We start from the raw sequence: 18,692 nt of genomic DNA on the forward strand, positions 1-18,692 counted from the left end.
TAATAACGCATCCTGTGGATAAGCTATTATAATTTCTTCCTTCAGTTTTCAAGTGGACGCATATAAGTTTTCGATGACTTGGAGTGAAACGATGGAATAAGCAAACTTATATGTGTCCACTTTTTTTATAGAACAATTAAATTGAAAAATCTTTTTAATAATTACTTAAATATTTTTTGCTTCTGTAACTGCAAATTAACCCTATAAATCCACCAAATACAGCTGGTAATACCCAATTAAATCCAAAACTAGCCAAAGGTAATTTGTGGACAAAACTTATACTTACATCTAAACTATCCACAACAGTAAAAAGGCTGGTGAGAAGAGTAGCATAAGCAGCTCCTTTATAAATTTCAATCCTAGTAAATATTCTTCTGAAATAATTCATTAAGATTAAAACTATAGAAACTGGATAAATTATTGTTAATATAGGAGCTGAAATAGATATTATTTTATCAACACCAAAATTAGATATAATAGCGCTAAATACACATATAAAAATTACTATGTAATTATATTTTAACTTTCTATTTGTGACATCTTCAAAGTATTTGCTTGTAACAGAAGTCAAACCAATAGCTGTAGTAAGACATGCAAAGGCTACAACTATGCTTAATATTATTGTTCCTATGTTACCTAAAAGCGTATTTGTTATATTAATTAATAATGTAGTTTGAGGTATATTTAAATTATAAATAGTAGATGCAGTTGCTCCTAAGTATGTTAAACCACCATATACCAAAGAAAGTGCTATACCAGCAATTATAGCTGATCTTATAGTAAGTCCCATAGTTTCTTTTTTATTATATCCCTTACTTAAGAAAGAAGATATCATGAGTGCAGTAATGCCGCCTGTTCCAAGAGGATCCATAGTTTGATATCCTTGAGTAAGTCCTGTCATAAATAAATTTGAAGATTCTATGTTAATATTTAAATTTCCAATAGGTGAAATAACTCCTTTTATTATAAGTGCAGCTAGTGCAATTAATAATATTGGGGTTAAGAATTTACCTAATATATCCATAACTTTAGTAGGTCTTATTGTTAAAATAAGAACTATAGAAAAGAATATTATTGAAAATAAAACTGGATTAACTGAACTAAGAAGCGGCTTAATGCTCATTTCAAAAGTTGTAGCAGCAGTTCTTGGAACAATTAATATTGGACCTAAGCAAAGCATTATTATAATTTCTAAAATAAGGCCAAATTTATTACCTGCCTTCTCTAAAATTGATTTAAATGACCCAGCAGTTGCTATTGCACCTATAGATAAAAGAATAAGTCCAACATCAGAGAATATAAATCCTAAAAAGCTCACAATCCATTTACTACCAGAAGTTACTCCTATATAAGGAGGAAAAATTAAATTTCCAGCACCAAAAAACATTGAGAATACTGCAAAAGCAATAATTATTACATCTTTATTTTTATTTTTTTTCATATTGATCCCTCTTTCATGTTTTATATATAAAAAAGCCACATAGTATATTTACTATGTGGCTTTAAGGCCTAGGATGTAAAGCCACATAGTGTTTATCTATGTGGCTTTACATAACAAATTAACTTTAGCCTTCATAGACACAAACAATTGCGTGTTTGTATCTATGGTTAATATATAAACTCATAAATACAAACCTAACTAAAAAAGCTAAAGAAGAAATTATTAAGTTTTAGCAAATTTGGTAAGCTTATATTTTTTATCATTCTTTTAAGTCTCCTAAAAATTAAAATTTATAAATATTTTAAAATAATTATATAGATTAAATTTGAAAATTGCAATAGAAAAATATATTTTCTAAATAAATATTAAAAGATAAGTTGTTGGCAGGAACTTTTATTGGAGAAATAAGTAGTGTTGAATTTAAATATTTAAATGAAAAAGGGATATATGAATAGATAATTTATATTAAGTATCCATAGTATCCCTTTTTATTCTAATTTATATAATATTTATACGATATATAGATTAAACGTATTGGCTGCTTACAACAGCTAGTAAAGTTTTAGGGTCAGTTAAAATTGTTATTTCCTGTGGAATAACAATGTCCTCAATAAATATTTTATCATCAGCTTGCATATCAGCTACATTGATTTCAATTGATTCAGGAATTATTTCAACATTTCCTTGTAAATCTATAAATAGATTATGAGTTTCTAACGTTAATCTCCTGGATTCTAAATTTTCTTGTCCAATAGTTTTTATAGGAATTCTCATTTTTATTACTTCATTTGCTTTAATATATTGAAAATCTACATGCAATATTTCATGTATATTATTTTTTTGAACTTCCTTAACTACACAATTAAGTTTCTTATCCTCTAGCTCAACCTCTATAATAGATCCGCTATTATTTTTCTTAAGCATTCTTCTAAGTTCTGCATTGCACATTTTTACAGGGATTGTACCATCAAGGAATTCCCCATATATTATTCCAGGAATTTGTCCATTTTTTCTAAGCTTATTTTGATTTGTTTTTTCGTTTCTTTCATATACCTTAAATGCTATATTTGACATAATAAATACCTCTTTCTTAACTTTTTTATTGTTTATGTATTTATTTATTAAGCTCTATAGAAGTTAAGGTTAAAATACTCATAATATGAGATATTTAAATAACCGCACCTAGAGCTTAATTTCAAAGCCCCACATATGCATCATCCTCCCTTATGCTATTAAATCAAGTCTAATAGATACACAAATTAAAATCAAAGATAAGAAAGTATAGATTTGTCAATAGAATGCTTATTTAAAAGAGAAGTATTAAAGAAAAACACAGAATATTATGATAAATCAATAAAAATTGAAAAATATTATTAAAGTGGGAAATTTAGTATATATGCTTTTAAAGAGATTATATATGCATATTAAACTATTATAGAATTTTAAATAAAATATAAATAATCTATAAGTAAATATTTATTTTGTTTCATAAATTATTAGTTATGAATACTATATTTTAGAAAAAATTTTTAAGGATGGTAACTATGAAAATAATTAATAAGATTTTTGGAAAATTTAATAGGGGAGAGGACTACACTGATACTGCTAGTGAATTTGTTAATTCAGGAAATTTTTCTAGTAGCACAAATTACTTTATATGGGTAGATCTTAAAAAGTTTAAAGTTAATGTATTTGAAGGGTCAACAAATAAATGGAGACTAATACACAGTTATATTTGCACTATTGGTAAACCATCTACGCCTACACCGAAAGGAACTTACACTATTGGTATTAAAGGACTATACTTTGGCGTAGAGAAGGGATATAAATGTTGGTACTATACACAATTTTATGGAAACTACTTATTTCACTCAATTATTTATAATCTTGATGGGAGTGTAAGGGATGGAAGGCTTGGTATGGCTTTATCAGATGGATGTGTAAGACTTTCTAAAGAAAATGCTAAATGGATATATGACAATATTCCAAAAGGAACCAAGGTTTATATTAGTTAAAGTATTAAAATAATAAAATAAATTTAAATTTAATAGAAATATATTGATGTTAATGGGAAATTTTTGATTTTATCATAAATTTAGTAATTTATGATTGATTTATAAATAATTATTGTTATACTTTAAAGTGCTATTAAAATTAAATAATAATTATTATTATCTAATTGTTAATGTTTACAGAAACAGTTAGATATTTTTTACAAATAATTTTGAAGGGGAGTGGGTTTAATGAAAAAAATAAAAAATTCAGCAATTGCAATGACTATTATATTCATATTTCAGATATTTTCTGGAATAAAGCCTATTAATATTGTAAAAGCTGATGAAACAAAAAAGTTTTCATTTATAACAGGGGTTACTATAAGTGATTTACAAGATAAACCTCTAAAGGATGGAATTGATAAAAGTTCTGATGTGCGTATAAAATATAGTTTTGCTATTCCAAATGCAAATGATGTAAAAGACGGGGAAGTATTTAAAATGAATATGCCAAAGCAAATAGCTATTCAATATCCACTTGATATGGATATTAAAGATGATGATGGAAATGTAATAGCTAAGGCACATTTCGATACAAATGGAGAAATAACAATTGTTTTTACAAACTATGCAAGTACACATTCTAATATAGACGGCTATTTTTATATAGATACTATTTTTGATAGAGATAATATAGGAGATATAAATCCAGAGAAAATAGTATTTGAATTAGGTGGTGATGCAGAACCAGTTGTTATTGACGTGAATTTTGATCAACCAGAGCAGCCATCAACATCTATTGAAAAAACTGGAAGCTATGATGCAAGCAAAAATGAAATTACTTGGAATGTTAAAGTTAATAATGAGAGGGTTACTGTTAATAATGCTCAGTTAATTGATAATATTCCTATAGGACAAGAATATGTAGAGGGATCAGCTACTATAGATAATGGAGCAGACGCAAGTGGATTTACATATGAAAAGGCAACTAATGGCAATAGTGATAAAACTGGAACTTTAATTTATAAATTTAAGGATACAATTAATGATGTATATAATGTAACATTTAAAACCAAGGTAACAGATCCTAAAGTTTTTGAAACAGAAGGGGCTAGCACCGACATATATAATAAAGCAATTTTAAATCATGATGGTACAGAGATAACATCTAATACGGCATATGTTACTGTAACTACAGATTACATTGATAAAAGTGGTAAGTATGTAGAAATACGTAATCAAGATGGAACTGTAACAAGAAGGATTGAGTGGACTATTAATGTTAATAATAATGGATTAACTCTTACAAATCCTAAAATTACAGATAATATTCCAGTAGGATTGAAGCTTACTGATGGAAGCTTTAAAGTAAATGGACAACCAACATCTGGGTATGTATACAATAATAATGTATTGGAGTACACTTTTCCAGGTACGATAGACAAGCCTCAAGTTATTACATTTTCTACTGATATAATAGATAAAGAAGCTCATGAATCAAATGACTGGAAGGTATATACTAATACTGCTAGCATTAGTGGAAATGGAATTAATGGAGAACCATCTGCTAATAGTAATGAAGTAGGTGTTCCAAGCTATGTCATTGAAAAAAGTGGTATAGAGTATGATCCATCTACTCATCATATAAAATGGCAAATTATTGTTAATCGTAACATGATAAATATAGAAAATGCAGTAATTACAGATAATATTCCAATGGGACAAAAATATGTAGAAGGCTCTGCAACTATAGATGGTGGCGCAGATATTAATGGTTTTACTTATATACCAGCAAATAAAGACGATAAAGAAAAAACAGGAACTCTTAAATATGAATTTAAAGGACCAATTAATAAATACTATGTTATAACTTTTAAAACAGAAGTAACAGACAATAATATTTTCTCAGGGAACATAGCTAATGAAAAGTATTATAATACAGCAACATTAACAGGTAGTAATTTAAGTAAGCCTTCTTCCTCTACTGGTACACAAGATGTGTCAAGTGAAGTTATAAAGAAAAATATTGAAAACTATGATTATATAACAAATGAGTTAACATGGAGTATTAGAGTAAATAAAAATGCAATGAAAATGAAAAACGTAGTAGTTACAGATAATATTCCAATAGGGCAAGAATATGTAGAAGGTTCTGCAACTATAGATAAAGGAGCAGATGTAAAAAAATTCTCATACAAAAAAGCAGATGACAATGATAGTGTGAAGACAGGAACATTAACTTATACATTTCCAAATGAAATTAATGAAACTTATATAATTACTTTTAAAACTAAAATTACTGATTTAACTATATTTCATTCAAATGGAGATAAAACTATAAAAAATAAAGCAGAGTTATCAGGGGATTTAGTACCACCAAATGTAAGTAGTGAAGCTTCTAAAACTGTATCTAATGCAATAATTGATAAAAGTGCTGATTATAAGATTGGAAATGATTATATTGATTGGAATATAGATATAAATTCTAATTCTATTCAATTAGACGATGCAAAAGTTCAAGATATATTACAAGAAGGATTAGAATTAGATACAACATCTGTAGAACTATATAATCAAACTTTAAATTCAAATGGAACTCTTACTAAAGGAGAAAAAGTAGAGTTAGATGAAAATAACGTTAAATATGATAGCATAAAAAGAGAATTTATTTTTAATTTTCCAGGTCCTGTGAATAGTCCATATTTATTAACTTTTAGAACAAATGTAACTGATAAATCTAAATCGCCTTTTAAGAATACTGCTTCATTTATAGGAAGTAAAACTATAGAAGAAGGTAGTTCAGGTTCTGTAAATGTAGTATTCCAAGGTGGTGGAAGTGGTGGAATAGGTGAAAAGGGTAGTATTACTATTTCAAAAGTAGATAGTGATGATAATTCTAAAAAGTTACAAGGTGCAAAATTTAATCTTTTAGATAAGTATAAAAATATAGTAAGCACTGGTATTACTGATGAAAATGGTTCTCTTACTTTTGATAAGATAAAATATGATATACCTTATTATGTTCAAGAGATAACGCCACCTATTGGATATACTTTAACAAATCAAGAAGGATTTAAAGATGGATTATATGAGTTTAATATAAGTAGTAAAAGTGATATAAAAAATATAAAATATGTATGGAAAAATAATATTATTAAGGGTGGAATTAAAATATTAAAAGTTGATTCTGAAACATCTAAAGCGGTAAAGGGAGCAACGATTTCAATATATACTAATGATGATAAATTAGTAGATAGTAAGATAACAGAAACTGATGGAACTGTAGAATTTAGTAATTTGCCCTATGGGGATTATTATTTCCTAGAGACTAAAGCACCGGAAGGTTATGTTATAAATAGCAATAAACATCCGTTCAGTATTAAAGAAGATGGATTAGTAATACAAGATACATTAGAAAATAAAAAAGTATATGGTGGTATTAGTATAACTAAAACAGATTTATCTACTTCTGAGGCATTACCTGGATCAACAATTTCAATATATACTGTTGATGATAAACTAGTAGATAGCAAGATAACAGAAACTAATGGAATTGTAGAATTTAATAATTTAGTTTACGGAGAGTATTATTTCGTAGAAACTAAAGCACCAGAAGGATATACATTAAATACTAAGAAGCATTATTTTAGTATTAAAGAAGATGGTGTTATATTAAAAGATACGTTAACAAATAAAAAGATACATGGTGGTATTAATATAAGTAAAAAGGATTCAGTTACTTCTAAACTTTTACCTGGAGCAACAATTTCAATATATACTAAGGATGATATATTAGTAGATGCTAAGATAACAGCTGAAGATGGAACTATAGAATTTAATGATTTAGTCTATGGAGACTATTATTTTGTTGAAACTAAGGCACCAAAAGGATATCTATTAAATAATAACAAGTACTATTTTAGTATTAAAGATGATGGTGTTATATTAAAAGATACTTTAACAAATGAAAAAATTACAGGCAGAGTTGAGGTTATTAAGAAAAGTGAGGATGGAAATTATCTTTCAGATGCAGAATTCACTTTATTTGATGCAAATGGAAAGGAAGTTAAAAAAGCAATAACTGATTTAAATGGACTTGCAATATTTAATGATATTCCATACGGAAGTTATACAATAAAAGAAACACGAGCTCCAAAAGGATTTAATCTTTCTGATGAAATATTGAATGCTGAAGTAAATGGAACAGAAACAGGAAAAACTTACAAAGCAGGTACAATTACTGATACAAAAATTAAGGCATCAATTAAAATAAAGAAATTAGATCAAGATGGAAAGGTGCTGCAAGGAGCAGAGTTTACTTTATACGATTCTAATAATAATGCATTGAAAACAGTTGTATCTGATAAAGACGGAATTATAGTATTTAATGATGTACTTTATGGAGAGTATTATATAAAAGAAACTAAAGCTCCAGAAGGATACGTATCATCAAGTGACATTATAAAAGTATCAATTATGGAAAATGGAGTTGTTTACTACTATGAAGTTGAAAACACTAGAATAAAAGGAACAATTGAAATCAAAAAGGTTGATAATAATGGAAATATCCTTGAAGGAGCAGAGTTTAGCTTATATGACAAGGGTGGTAAAGTCATAGCTACAGCAATAAGTGATGCTAATGGAATAGCTAGATTTGAAGCTGTAGATTATGGAATATATACAATTAAAGAAACAGGAGCACCTGAAGGGTACAATATTTCAGATGAAATATTGAATGTTGAAGTAAATGGAACAGAAACAGGAAAAACTTACAAAGCAGGAACAATTACTGACACAAAAATTAAGGCATCAATTAAAATAAAGAAATTAGATCAAGATGGAAAGGTGCTACAAGGAGCAGAGTTTACTTTATACGATTCTAATAATAATGCATTGAAAACAGTTGTATCTGATAAAGACGGAATTATAGTATTTAATGATGTACTTTATGGAGAGTATTATATAAAAGAAACTAAAGCTCCAGAAGGATACGTATCATCAAGTGACATTATAAAAGTATCAATTATGGAAAATGGAGTTGTTTACTATTATGAAGTTGAAAATACTAGAATAAAAGGAACAATTGAAATCAAAAAGGTTGATAATAATGGGAATGTCCTTGAAGGAGCAGAGTTTACCTTGTATGATAAGGATGGTAAAGCTATAGTGACAGCAATAAGTGATGCTAATGGAATAGCTAGATTTGAAGCTGTAGATTATGGAATATATACAATTAAAGAAACAAAGGCACCAAATGGATACAAGATAAGTGATGAAGAAATTAAAGTGGAGATTACTTCTTCAGAAAAGAAAATATTCAATGTTAAGAATGATAAAATAAAAAATGAAAGTATTAATGAAATATCTAATGAAAATAGTAATAAAAATACAAATGAAGATAAACTATTGCCTAAGACTGGAAGTGCTTTTGATGTAAGGATTTTATTATTAATAGGATTACTAGCAATAGGACTAGGTAGCGTATTTTTATTCAAAAGAAAAGCATCAGAATAATAATAATAGTAAACACTAGAAATATTTAAAGTAAAAGGATGGTTTTAGTAACTAACTAAAATCATCTTTTTTATTAAGTTTAATTAATGATAATATTCAATGGGATTAGAAGTTAAATAATATAAATATATAATTTAGCAATAAAGAAGTAATGAAATTAACTAAAGATAGATAGAAATTATTGGTTTAAATACTTGAAAAAATGTTATTGACATCGATTACTTAGTATGATAATCTGAAACAAATAGTTTTAAAAACTACATATATTAGATTAAAATACGAAATTGGAGAGAAAAGATGATAAAAATTGTATCAGACTCATCTACACTTTATTCTATCAAAGAAGGACAAGCTAATAATGTTGATATTGCTCCTCTTACTGTTAGCATTAATAACAATACATATAGGGAATATGAAGATATTAATACAGAAGAATTTATTGATATTATAAACCAAGGACATATTCCTAAATCTTCACAACCATCTATTGGATATGTATTAGATTTATATAGTAAATATCCAGAGGACGAAATAATAAATATTTCCATGGCAGATGGTTTATCAGGTACATATAACTCAGCATGTATGGCAAAAAATATGGATAATAATCCAGAACGTATAACAGTAATTAATTCAAAGACTCTTTGTGGGCCTCACAGATATTTAGTTGACTTAGCTGTTAAATTTGTTGAGAGTGGATATACAAAGACTGAGATTTTAAATGAAATAAATGAAAAAATTGAAACATCAAAGTCATTTTTAATTCCACACGATTTTGAGTTTTTAGCAAGGGGCGGAAGAGTTTCATCTTTAGTTGGTAAAATAGGTAGTGCAATTAAATTAGTTCCAGTAATGGTACTTTCAGAAGATGGTAAGTCTCTTACAAAGTTTACTACTAAACGTACATTTAAAAAGGCAGTTAAAAAGGTATGTGAATCATTAACTGAAAATAATATTGATTCAAGTTATAAGATTTATATTTCTCATGCTTGTAAAGAAGAGTTAGTAGATGAAGCAAAAGAGGTTATATTAGAAAATATTAAAGGTGTTGATATAGAAGTTAAGCTGTTAAGTCCAGCATTTACTACACAAGGTGGTCCAGGATGCGTTGCGATACAAGTAATAAAAAAGCATGATTTATTAAAATGATGATATAAATTGGAGGCTATAATGGATAAAAGTAATAGGGGTGAAAATTTTAATGAGTTTTTAGATTTTCATTGCCCAAGGTTTGATGAACTACCTAAAGTATCTCTGTATAAAGAGCAGGTTATCACATATATAGAGGATGTATTAAGTGTAATAAATATTAATAGTGATGAGAAATTACTAACTCCTACAATGCTTAATAATTATGTAAAACAAAAGGTAGTTTATCCTCCAAAAGATAAAAAATATGATGAAAAACATTTAGCATATTTAATTGTAGTTTGTACTTTAAAACAAGTATTTACTTTAAAAGAAATATGTACTCTTATAAATAAACAGATAAATACTTGTCCTATAGAAGAAGCATATGATTTTTTTTGTATAGAACTTGAAAAAGCTTTAAAATCTGTTTTTACTACAAGAAATTTTTCGGGGCATAGTTCTACTAAAAAGATTATCTATGAGGCAGAAGTAGTTAGATCTACAGTAATGTCATTTGCACATAAGATATATATAAAAAAATATCTTTTAGATAAAACATAATTAGATATATAATCTTTTAATTAAGATCCATTTTTATTTTTAATAGGAATGGGTCTTTTATTATATAATCATAGAGAAAAGTAAAAAAATTATTTATTACAAATTTGTAATAATAGATTTAATCTTATAGTAATATTTCTATCTTATTATAAAGGCATAGGATAAATAAGAGAAAGAGAGGAATAAAAAATGGTTGTTATAAAAACAGAAAATTTAAGTAAGATGTATGGAAAATATGGTAATAAAGTAATCGCTTTAGATAATGTTAGCATAACTGTGGAAAAAGGGGAATTTGTAGCAGTAGTTGGTGCAAGTGGCTCAGGAAAAAGTACATTTCTTCATCAGGTTGGAGGAGTAGATAGACCAACAAGTGGAAAGGTAATTATAGATGGAGAAGATATTTATAAGTTAAAAGAAGAAAAATTAGCTATATTTAGAAGAAGAAAAATAGGATTTGTATTTCAATCTTTTAACTTAATACCTGTTTTATCAGTAGAAGAAAATATAAAGATGCCAGCACTTTTAGATCACCAAAAAGTAGATGATGAATATTTTAAAGATTTAGTTAAAACCTTAGGAATTAAAGATAGGTTGAACCATCTTCCATCAGAGCTTTCAGGTGGGCAGCAACAAAGGGTTGCAATAGCAAGAGCATTAATAAATAAACCAGCTATTATTTTAGCGGACGAGCCAACTGGAAACTTAGATAGTGAGACATCAAAGGAAATATTAGATATGTTAAAGCTCTCAGTAAGAAAATATAATCAAACAGCAATAGTAATTACCCATGATATAAGTATAGCAGAAAATGCAGATAGAATAATTAAAATAAAAGATGGTAAAGTTTGTGAATAGGAGGTAATATAGTGAAAAGTTATAGTGAAATATCTAATAGATATATGAAGCAAAACAAGAAGCGTACCTCTTTAACAGTAATGGGAATAGTTTTAGCAACTGTATTAATTTTTGCTGTAGGAACATTTCTTTTGAGCTTTAGAGATTCAATGATAGCAGAGAAAAAAAGAAGTGGCGGAGATGCTGAGTTTGTATTATATAATATTACCAATGATCAAGGAGAAAAGATAAAAAATAATGCAGAAGTAAAAGATGCATCAATAATAGTAGATGATAACACTAACTATAAAATTGATGGTGTTGAAAAAGATATATCTATAAGCAGAGGAAATAAAGATTACTATGAAAAAATGCAAACTTCTAAAATATTAGAAGGACGTACACCAATTAATGAAAATGAAGTTATAATTAATACATCTTATAAAAGAATATTAAATGTGAATGTTGGGGATGAAATTACATTAAAAGATGATTCTGAAAATATTAAGGTATTAAAAATAGTTGGAATAGAAGAAGGGACTTCATATGTTTCTGATTCAGCAATAGGATTAATGGGATATTTTGATGATACTAATCTAGAAGAAAATTTAGATTATACCTTATATATAAATTTAAAATCAAAGAAAAATAAACAACAGATTATATCAAAAATTATGGAAGAAAATAATATTGATTATAAAAATAAGAGTGATAATCACGAGTTATTATATTTAACTGGCAATGGTGGGAATAATTATGTAACTAGTTCATTAAAGAAAATGTCCATTTTTGTTATTATAACTATAATGATATGCACAATAGTTGTTATATATAATTCCTTTAATATATCTGTAATAGAGAGGATTAGGTATTTTGGAATACTTAAAGCAATAGGGGCTACACCAAAGCAAATAAGAAGAATTATATTTAAAGAAGGTTTCTTAATGGGAATTATAGCCCTGCCATTAGGATGTATAATAGGGTTTTTATCTTTAAAGTATGGAGTAAAGATATTTATTGGTGATACTTTAATGTTTATAGAGGATTTTAAGGTGGGATTTTATCCAAGTATAATCTTAGGCACAGAGTTGTTAGTTGCTATTACAATTTTATTATCTATAATTGGACCAGCTAGAAAAGCTAATAAAATATCTGCTGTTGATGCAATAAGAAATAAAAATGAAATTAAGTTAGGTAAGCTTAAGAGAAGAAAAGGTAGATTAGTAACTAAAATATTTGGAATAGAGGGAAATATAGCATATAAAAATATTAGAAGAACACCAGTAAGATTTGTAGTCACATCATTAGCATTAACAATTTCAATAATTATTTTTAATGTATTTTATGGATTTTTAGACTTCACAAAACAAGGTGTATTACAACAATTTCAATATTCACCTTATGATTCTACGCTATTTCCTTCTAACGGTGAAATGTTAAAAGATGAAGACGTTAAAGAATTAGAAGAACTAGATTTTGTTAGGGATATTTATAAGTATTATTCAGAAGGTTTAAATTTTGCACTGCCAGTTGAATATGTTAATAAAGATTATACTGCTAAAACTAATTCAAAGGAATTTAGTGAAAACTATAATGCATTAGGTTTTGTAGACTTTGGTGGTAGTCGAGGATATATTGGGGGAGATGATGAGCTAAAGGCAATTGAAAGATATATTGTATCAGGAAGTCTAGATTTAACTAAGTTAAAGGAAAATGGAGTAATACTTTTAGATGGTACTAAAGTACGTAATGAAAATGGTGATGTAGAAACTATTAGGGCAACAAAGTATAAGGTAGGAGATAAGATAAAAATACCAAAGATTGATGATTATAGTTCAAGGTTAGAAAATAGTATAAATAAAATAGAAGAAGCTATAAAGAATGGTGATTTTTACGAGTTAGAGATTGTGGCAATAGCTGATAGAGAGCCTCTTGTTGGAAATAATCTTAGGAATGGGATTCAATTAATGTTCCATGAAGATTTATATAGTCGTATGGTGAAAGATTTTAAATATAATACTATATTTTTTAGCTTTAATGATGATGTAAATGCTAGAAATGACGCAGTACAATATTTTAATGAAAACTCTATAGATAAGGGATATAGTTATATGGATATGGGAGAGGCATTTAAGCAAGTAGAAAGTATATATAAGCAAGTAGAATTTTTTGTTTATTGTTTTATAGCAATAGTTTCAATAATATCTGTCGTTAATATATTTAATACTATATCAACAAATCTTTTATTAAGAAAAAGGGAATTTTCAACATTAAAAGCTATAGGTATGACAGAAAAGCAGCTTAAGAAAAGTGTATTATTAGAGGGAACTTTATATGGAATAATTGCAGCAATAATAGGTGGAGTAATATCAGCAATACTTTTAGCAGTATTAATAAAAATATCAGCAGGTTTTGCAGAAATTAAATATAAATTTGACTTTATTGCCTTTGGACTTTCAATAATATGCGCAGTTGGAGTAACATATATAGCTACAGTATTTCCTATGAATAAATTAAAAAAATTAACAGTAGTAGAAGGTATTTCTGAAGAAGAATAGTTTTAATAATAAATTTAATTGTAAAAATGCTACATATAAATGTAGCATTTTTTATTCTTTAGGAAATTATAAAAAGTTTACCCTGTGAATGACTTTCTATAATTTTCATCATTCAGTTTTCAAGTCGATATATATAGGCTTGCGATTACTTGGAGCAAAGCGACGGAATAAGTAAACCTATATATATCGACTTTTTTATTATTAAATAAATCCAAATTATTTAAATATGAAAAATTTTTATGAGAAATGGTAGCATAAATTTATAAAAGAAGTTTCCTATAACAAATTGGATAAAATAACCCATTTTGTAAATTATTTTGATTTATATTAAAATAGATATAGATAGGTTTTTTAGGAGGAAATATGAATATTTTATTAGTTGAAGATGATGTTACACTAGCAATGGGAATTGAATATTCTCTAAAAAATGAAGGCTTTAATGTTGTTCATACTATTACAGCAAAAGAAGCAAGGAGAAAAATTCACACTATAGATCCAGATATTATATTATTAGATGTAAATTTACCTGATGGTAATGGATATGATTTATGTAAAGAATTTAGAAAAGAAAGTGATGTTCCAATAATTTTTTTAACTGCATGTGATGAAGAGGTAAATGTAGTAATGGGATTAGATTTAGGAGCAGATGATTATATAACTAAGCCAGTAAGAGTAAGGGAGCTAGTAGCTAGAATAAATGCTGTTGCTAGACGAAAGGGTTCTGCTATAAAAGAAGATAATAATAAAATTATATTTAGAGATTTAATTATATTTCCTTTAAAGTATGAAGTTTATAAAGAGAGCGAAAAGCTTCAGTTAACCTCAGTGGAATATAAATTATTATTATTATTAATTGAAAATAAAGGAAATGTTTTAACTAGAAAGACTTTATTAGAAAAACTTTGGGATATTGAAGGGGACTTTATAGAAGAAAATACCCTTACAGTATATATAAATCGAGTAAGAGAGAAGATTAAAGAAGATAAAGAAAGACCATACATTAAGACTGTCAGAGGAATAGGTTATAAGTGGATAGGTGAATGAGAATGGATTTAAAAAGACTATATAATAATCCTGAAGTAAAAAGAGTAACAATAAAATTTATAATTATTTTTATAATAGGTATATCAATAATTTTTGTAGCTTCATATGGAGTAGTGAAAAATATAAATAAGACATTAATTGATCAAAACACATCAGTTTTAAGCAGTGTTATAGAAGGCGAAGATATTAATCATGTAATAAAAGGATTTTATGAGATAAAAAATGATGAAGAGATAAATGAAGCAAAGAAATTATTAAAGAGTTATGGATATGATGATGATTTATCAATAATAACAAATGAGGTAACTAATAAATTTTATAAAAAAATATTTCTTACATTTTTACCTATAAGTATAATATTTACAGTTTTACTTTATTTAATATTTATTAAAGAATTGAAAGGAATATATTCTAAGTTACATTGTGCAATTAAAAGTATATCTAAAGCGTCATCAGGAGAGTTTGAGAGTATTAAGGGAGTATATGAAGAAGGGGATTTAGCTGTATTAATTAACTCTTTAAATTATATGGGAGATAGAGCTAATAAATCAATTCATTTATTGAAAGAGGAAAAAGAATACTTAAAGGATTTTTTATCTGATATATCACATCAATTAAAAACACCGTTAGCATCTTTAGTTATGTTTACTGATATTATGAAAGAAAATGAAAATATGCTTTTTCAAGATAGAAGGAAATTTTTAGAAAAGTGCGAAGAGCAGCAGTTAAGAATGGAATGGCTTATAATGAATCTTTTAAAGGTAGGAAGACTAGAGGCTGGAGTTATTAATTTCTGTAAGGAAAAACAACCATTAAGAGAAACAATTAACTTAGCAATATCATCATTAATAGAAGGGGCGAAGAAGAGGAATCAAAGATTAGCTATAACAGGAGACTTGGATTGTGAACTACTTCATGATAGAAGATGGTTAGGAGAAGCAATATCAAATATTGTAAAAAATGCAATTGAACATACAGAAGAGGGAAAGGAGATAGAAATAAGAGTATCAGCAGGTAAGTTAATAACTAAAATATATATTAAAGATAATGGACCAGGAATACCAAAGGATCATATAAATAACGTATTTAAGAGATTTTACAAAGGTGAAGGTAGTATAAATCCAAAGAGCATAGGAATTGGATTATCTTTATCTAAAAGTATAATAGAGAAACTTGGAGGAGAGATAAGGTTAATAAGTGAAGAAGGCGTAGGAACTACATTTATTATTAGCTTTATACATTACTAGGGGAAATAGTTAATCAGCTAAAAGAGGAATGGGGTATATAGTAGGTATCTAATAAATTTATGTAGTAACTACATTTAAAGCCTTGGTAAGTAAATTTACGTATGTCCACTTTTTTACTCTATAGGAAATTATATTTTTAAAATCTATTGATAAATTATTTATAGGATATAAGTTATTAAAATTAGTCCTATAGAGTAAAAAGAGAATAAAGTGCGCGTGCAAGATTTTCCTCAGGCAAGCTTCGGAAATGCACATGCGCAAAAAAAAGTCGACAGCTCGGCAAGCTCGCCTTGGCGACTTTTTTATTGTTGTGATATAATTAATAAGGTTAAAATAATAACAATATACAAGAAAGAGGAAACACAAGATGAGTAGATACTTTAATAATCAAGAAGTTGAGTTATTAGCTCCTGCTGGAAACTATGAAATCTTTAAGGAAGTAATAAAAAGTGGAGCTGATGCAGTTTATTTAGGTGGGAAAATATTTAATATGCGTTTGCATAGAAAAGACTTTAATTTTACAAATGAAGAGCTAGAGGAAGCAATAAATCTAGCACATTCTCTAAATAAAAAAGTTTATATTACAGTAAATAATCTATTAAGTTCAGAGGATTTATTACAGGCTGAGGAATATCTTAGATTCCTTGAGAAGATTCAACCAGATGCTTTAATAGTACAAGATATGAGCGTAGTAAAGTTAATTAAAGATTTAGGACTAAATTTAAATATTCACTCATCTGTAATGATGAATGTACATAATTTTGAAACTATAAAAAAATTACATGAGTTAGGTATTACAAGAGTAGTTGTATCTAGAGATATAGATTTAAATACAGTAAAACAATTTTCAAAAAAGACAAATATGGAGTTTGAATACTTTGTCCATGGGGATATGTGCGTAGCCCATGGCTCACAATGTCTTTATAGTGGAATGTTATTTGGAAAAAGCAGTAACAGAGGTATGTGCATGAAGCCATGTCGTTGGGCTTATAAGACTAATAAAGAAGGACAACAATATGATACAACTTTCCCTATGGCAGTAAAAGATATGTATATGTATGAAAATATTCCAGAATTAATTGATGCTGGAGTTGTTTCCTTTAAAATAGAGGGAAGAATGAGAGAGGCTGATTATCTTATAAATTTAATAAATACATATAGTGATGCTATAGATAGATATATAAATGATCCTATTCATTATGATAGAAAGAAAGAAGCAGAAAGTTTATATGAAAATAGAAAGAGAGATTTTTCAACAGCCTATGCCTTTGGAAATCCAGGACTTTCTTATATAAATGAGCGTTATGAAGGTACTGGAAAGTTCTATAGTACAGGTAAGGTATTTAGTAAACCCGTTGATGAGTTTGAAATAAGTGAGGAAAGAGTAGTAGAAGTTAAAGAGCTTCTTAAAGTTGATAAAAAATCAAAGGATAAAGTAAAGCTAAGCGTAAAAGTAAATTCATATGAAGCAGCTAGGGTAGCTATAGAAGAGGGTGTAGATAATATATATTTATCAGGGGAAGTATTCCAGCCTAATAGTCCATTTAGCAAAGAGGAAATAATAGATATAGTTAAGAATAAAAGAAATTCTAAAATTTATTTAGGATTACCAAGAATGATGTATGAAGAAGACTTTTCTAATTATAACGATTTATTAAGAAATAACAATTTAGGAATTGATGGAATATTAGTTACTAATTTAGGCAGCATAGAGAAGTTTAAAGATTTAGGATTAGATCTTATTGGAGACTATTCATTAAATATATATAATAAGCTTTCAGCAGATTTTTATGAAAATCAAGGAGTAACCTTAGGAACATTATCCTGTGAATCTCCAGTAATAAATACAAAGGAAATATTAATGGAGTCATCATTACCATTAGAAATAATAGTTCATGGTTCACCAGTTGTAATGTATATGAGTCATGATCTATATGAAAATACTAAAGTATTAGAGGCTAATAAAAATAATAATAGAAAATATAGAGATAAAAATGTTCTTTTATTAATAGATGATAAAGGAAATGAGCACCCTGTATATAGAGATAATAATGGTAATAATCATATGCTATTATCTAAAGAGTTATGTTATATGCCTATATTAAAGGAACTAAGTGAACTAGGAGCTAAGTCTTTTAGAATTGAAGGATGTAGTTATGATAATGATACATTGAGAAATATCATAAAAGACTATAAGAAGGCAATGATAGATTTAGATCTTTGTAGTGAGATATTTAACAAGTTTGATTATGATTGTTTAGGTTTTACTTTAGGAGCAATGCAATTTAATTAAGTAGAGAATATTCCTAAAGAGTATTTTAAACAAATAAACTTTTAGTATAAAGGCAATTTAATTGAGGAGGAATAG

The 18,692-nt window shown here is 27.2% G+C and carries 11 protein-coding genes; 9 read left to right on the forward strand and 2 right to left on the reverse strand.

Translation table 11 applies throughout. From position 1 onward, the window contains the following. Positions 1 to 154: 154 nt before the first annotated feature. Positions 155 to 1,441: a branched-chain amino acid transport system II carrier protein gene (brnQ, locus tag ACZJV1_RS04715; protein ID WP_463651598.1), complete on the reverse strand. Its 1,287-nt coding sequence runs from the start codon at positions 1,439 to 1,441 to the stop codon at positions 155 to 157. Between the two features lie 525 nt (positions 1,442 to 1,966). Next, positions 1,967 to 2,515, reverse strand: coding sequence for a 50S ribosomal protein L25 (locus tag ACZJV1_RS04720; protein WP_463651599.1), 549 nt, complete (start codon positions 2,513 to 2,515; stop codon positions 1,967 to 1,969). 470 nt (positions 2,516 to 2,985) lie between these two features. On the opposite strand from ACZJV1_RS04720, the gene ACZJV1_RS04725 reads away from it, so the two are divergent. The 9 genes from ACZJV1_RS04725 (at position 2,986) to ACZJV1_RS04765 (ending at position 18,617) form a co-directional block, all read left to right on the forward strand. Then, positions 2,986 to 3,456, forward strand: a complete 471-nt coding sequence (locus ACZJV1_RS04725) for a L,D-transpeptidase (RefSeq protein ID WP_463651600.1) — start codon at positions 2,986 to 2,988, stop codon at positions 3,454 to 3,456. 228 nt (positions 3,457 to 3,684) lie between these two features. Further along, positions 3,685 to 8,949 (forward strand): SpaA isopeptide-forming pilin-related protein, encoded by a 5,265-nt coding sequence (locus ACZJV1_RS04730; protein ID WP_463651601.1) that lies wholly within the window; start codon positions 3,685 to 3,687, stop codon positions 8,947 to 8,949. Between the two features lie 297 nt (positions 8,950 to 9,246). Beyond that, positions 9,247 to 10,098: a DegV family protein gene (locus ACZJV1_RS04735; protein ID WP_463651602.1), complete on the forward strand. Its 852-nt coding sequence runs from the start codon at positions 9,247 to 9,249 to the stop codon at positions 10,096 to 10,098. Positions 10,099 to 10,119: 21 nt separating this feature from the next. Beyond that, positions 10,120 to 10,641, forward strand: coding sequence for a DUF1836 domain-containing protein (locus ACZJV1_RS04740; protein WP_411170094.1), 522 nt, complete (start codon positions 10,120 to 10,122; stop codon positions 10,639 to 10,641). 189 nt (positions 10,642 to 10,830) lie between these two features. Continuing rightward, entirely contained in the window at positions 10,831 to 11,496 is a 666-nt protein-coding gene (locus ACZJV1_RS04745) for an ABC transporter ATP-binding protein (protein WP_411170095.1), read from the forward strand. An 11-nt stretch (positions 11,497 to 11,507) separates the two neighbouring features. Next, positions 11,508 to 14,033, forward strand: coding sequence for an ABC transporter permease (locus tag ACZJV1_RS04750; RefSeq protein WP_463651603.1), 2,526 nt, complete (start codon positions 11,508 to 11,510; stop codon positions 14,031 to 14,033). A gap of 363 nt (positions 14,034 to 14,396) precedes the next feature. After that, positions 14,397 to 15,077, forward strand: coding sequence for a response regulator transcription factor (locus ACZJV1_RS04755; protein ID WP_411170097.1), 681 nt, complete (start codon positions 14,397 to 14,399; stop codon positions 15,075 to 15,077). Between the two features lie 2 nt (positions 15,078 to 15,079). Continuing rightward, positions 15,080 to 16,324: a sensor histidine kinase gene (locus ACZJV1_RS04760; RefSeq protein WP_463651604.1), complete on the forward strand. Its 1,245-nt coding sequence runs from the start codon at positions 15,080 to 15,082 to the stop codon at positions 16,322 to 16,324. A 367-nt stretch (positions 16,325 to 16,691) separates the two neighbouring features. Continuing rightward, the gene (locus ACZJV1_RS04765; protein WP_463651605.1) at positions 16,692 to 18,617 is read left to right on the forward strand and encodes a peptidase U32 family protein; all 1,926 of its coding nucleotides are present in this window, start codon (positions 16,692 to 16,694) and stop codon (positions 18,615 to 18,617) included. The last annotated feature ends 75 nt before the right edge of the window (positions 18,618 to 18,692 follow it).

Source organism: Clostridium sp. LS3 (assembly GCF_055330225.1).

What these genes read in the sequence shown, in the direction of transcription:
- brnQ (WP_463651598.1), bottom strand. Translation starts at nt 1,441, where the DNA reads ATGAAAAAAAATAAAAATAAAGATGTAATAATTATTGCTTTTGCAGTA.
- ACZJV1_RS04720 (WP_463651599.1), bottom strand. Translation starts at nt 2,515, where the DNA reads ATGTCAAATATAGCATTTAAGGTATATGAAAGAAACGAAAAAACAAAT.
- ACZJV1_RS04725 (WP_463651600.1), top strand. Translation starts at nt 2,986, where the DNA reads ATGAAAATAATTAATAAGATTTTTGGAAAATTTAATAGGGGAGAGGAC.
- ACZJV1_RS04730 (WP_463651601.1), top strand. Translation starts at nt 3,685, where the DNA reads ATGAAAAAAATAAAAAATTCAGCAATTGCAATGACTATTATATTCATA.
- ACZJV1_RS04735 (WP_463651602.1), top strand. Translation starts at nt 9,247, where the DNA reads ATGATAAAAATTGTATCAGACTCATCTACACTTTATTCTATCAAAGAA.
- ACZJV1_RS04740 (WP_411170094.1), top strand. Translation starts at nt 10,120, where the DNA reads ATGGATAAAAGTAATAGGGGTGAAAATTTTAATGAGTTTTTAGATTTT.
- ACZJV1_RS04745 (WP_411170095.1), top strand. Translation starts at nt 10,831, where the DNA reads ATGGTTGTTATAAAAACAGAAAATTTAAGTAAGATGTATGGAAAATAT.
- ACZJV1_RS04755 (WP_411170097.1), top strand. Translation starts at nt 14,397, where the DNA reads ATGAATATTTTATTAGTTGAAGATGATGTTACACTAGCAATGGGAATT.
- ACZJV1_RS04760 (WP_463651604.1), top strand. Translation starts at nt 15,080, where the DNA reads ATGGATTTAAAAAGACTATATAATAATCCTGAAGTAAAAAGAGTAACA.
- ACZJV1_RS04765 (WP_463651605.1), top strand. Translation starts at nt 16,692, where the DNA reads ATGAGTAGATACTTTAATAATCAAGAAGTTGAGTTATTAGCTCCTGCT.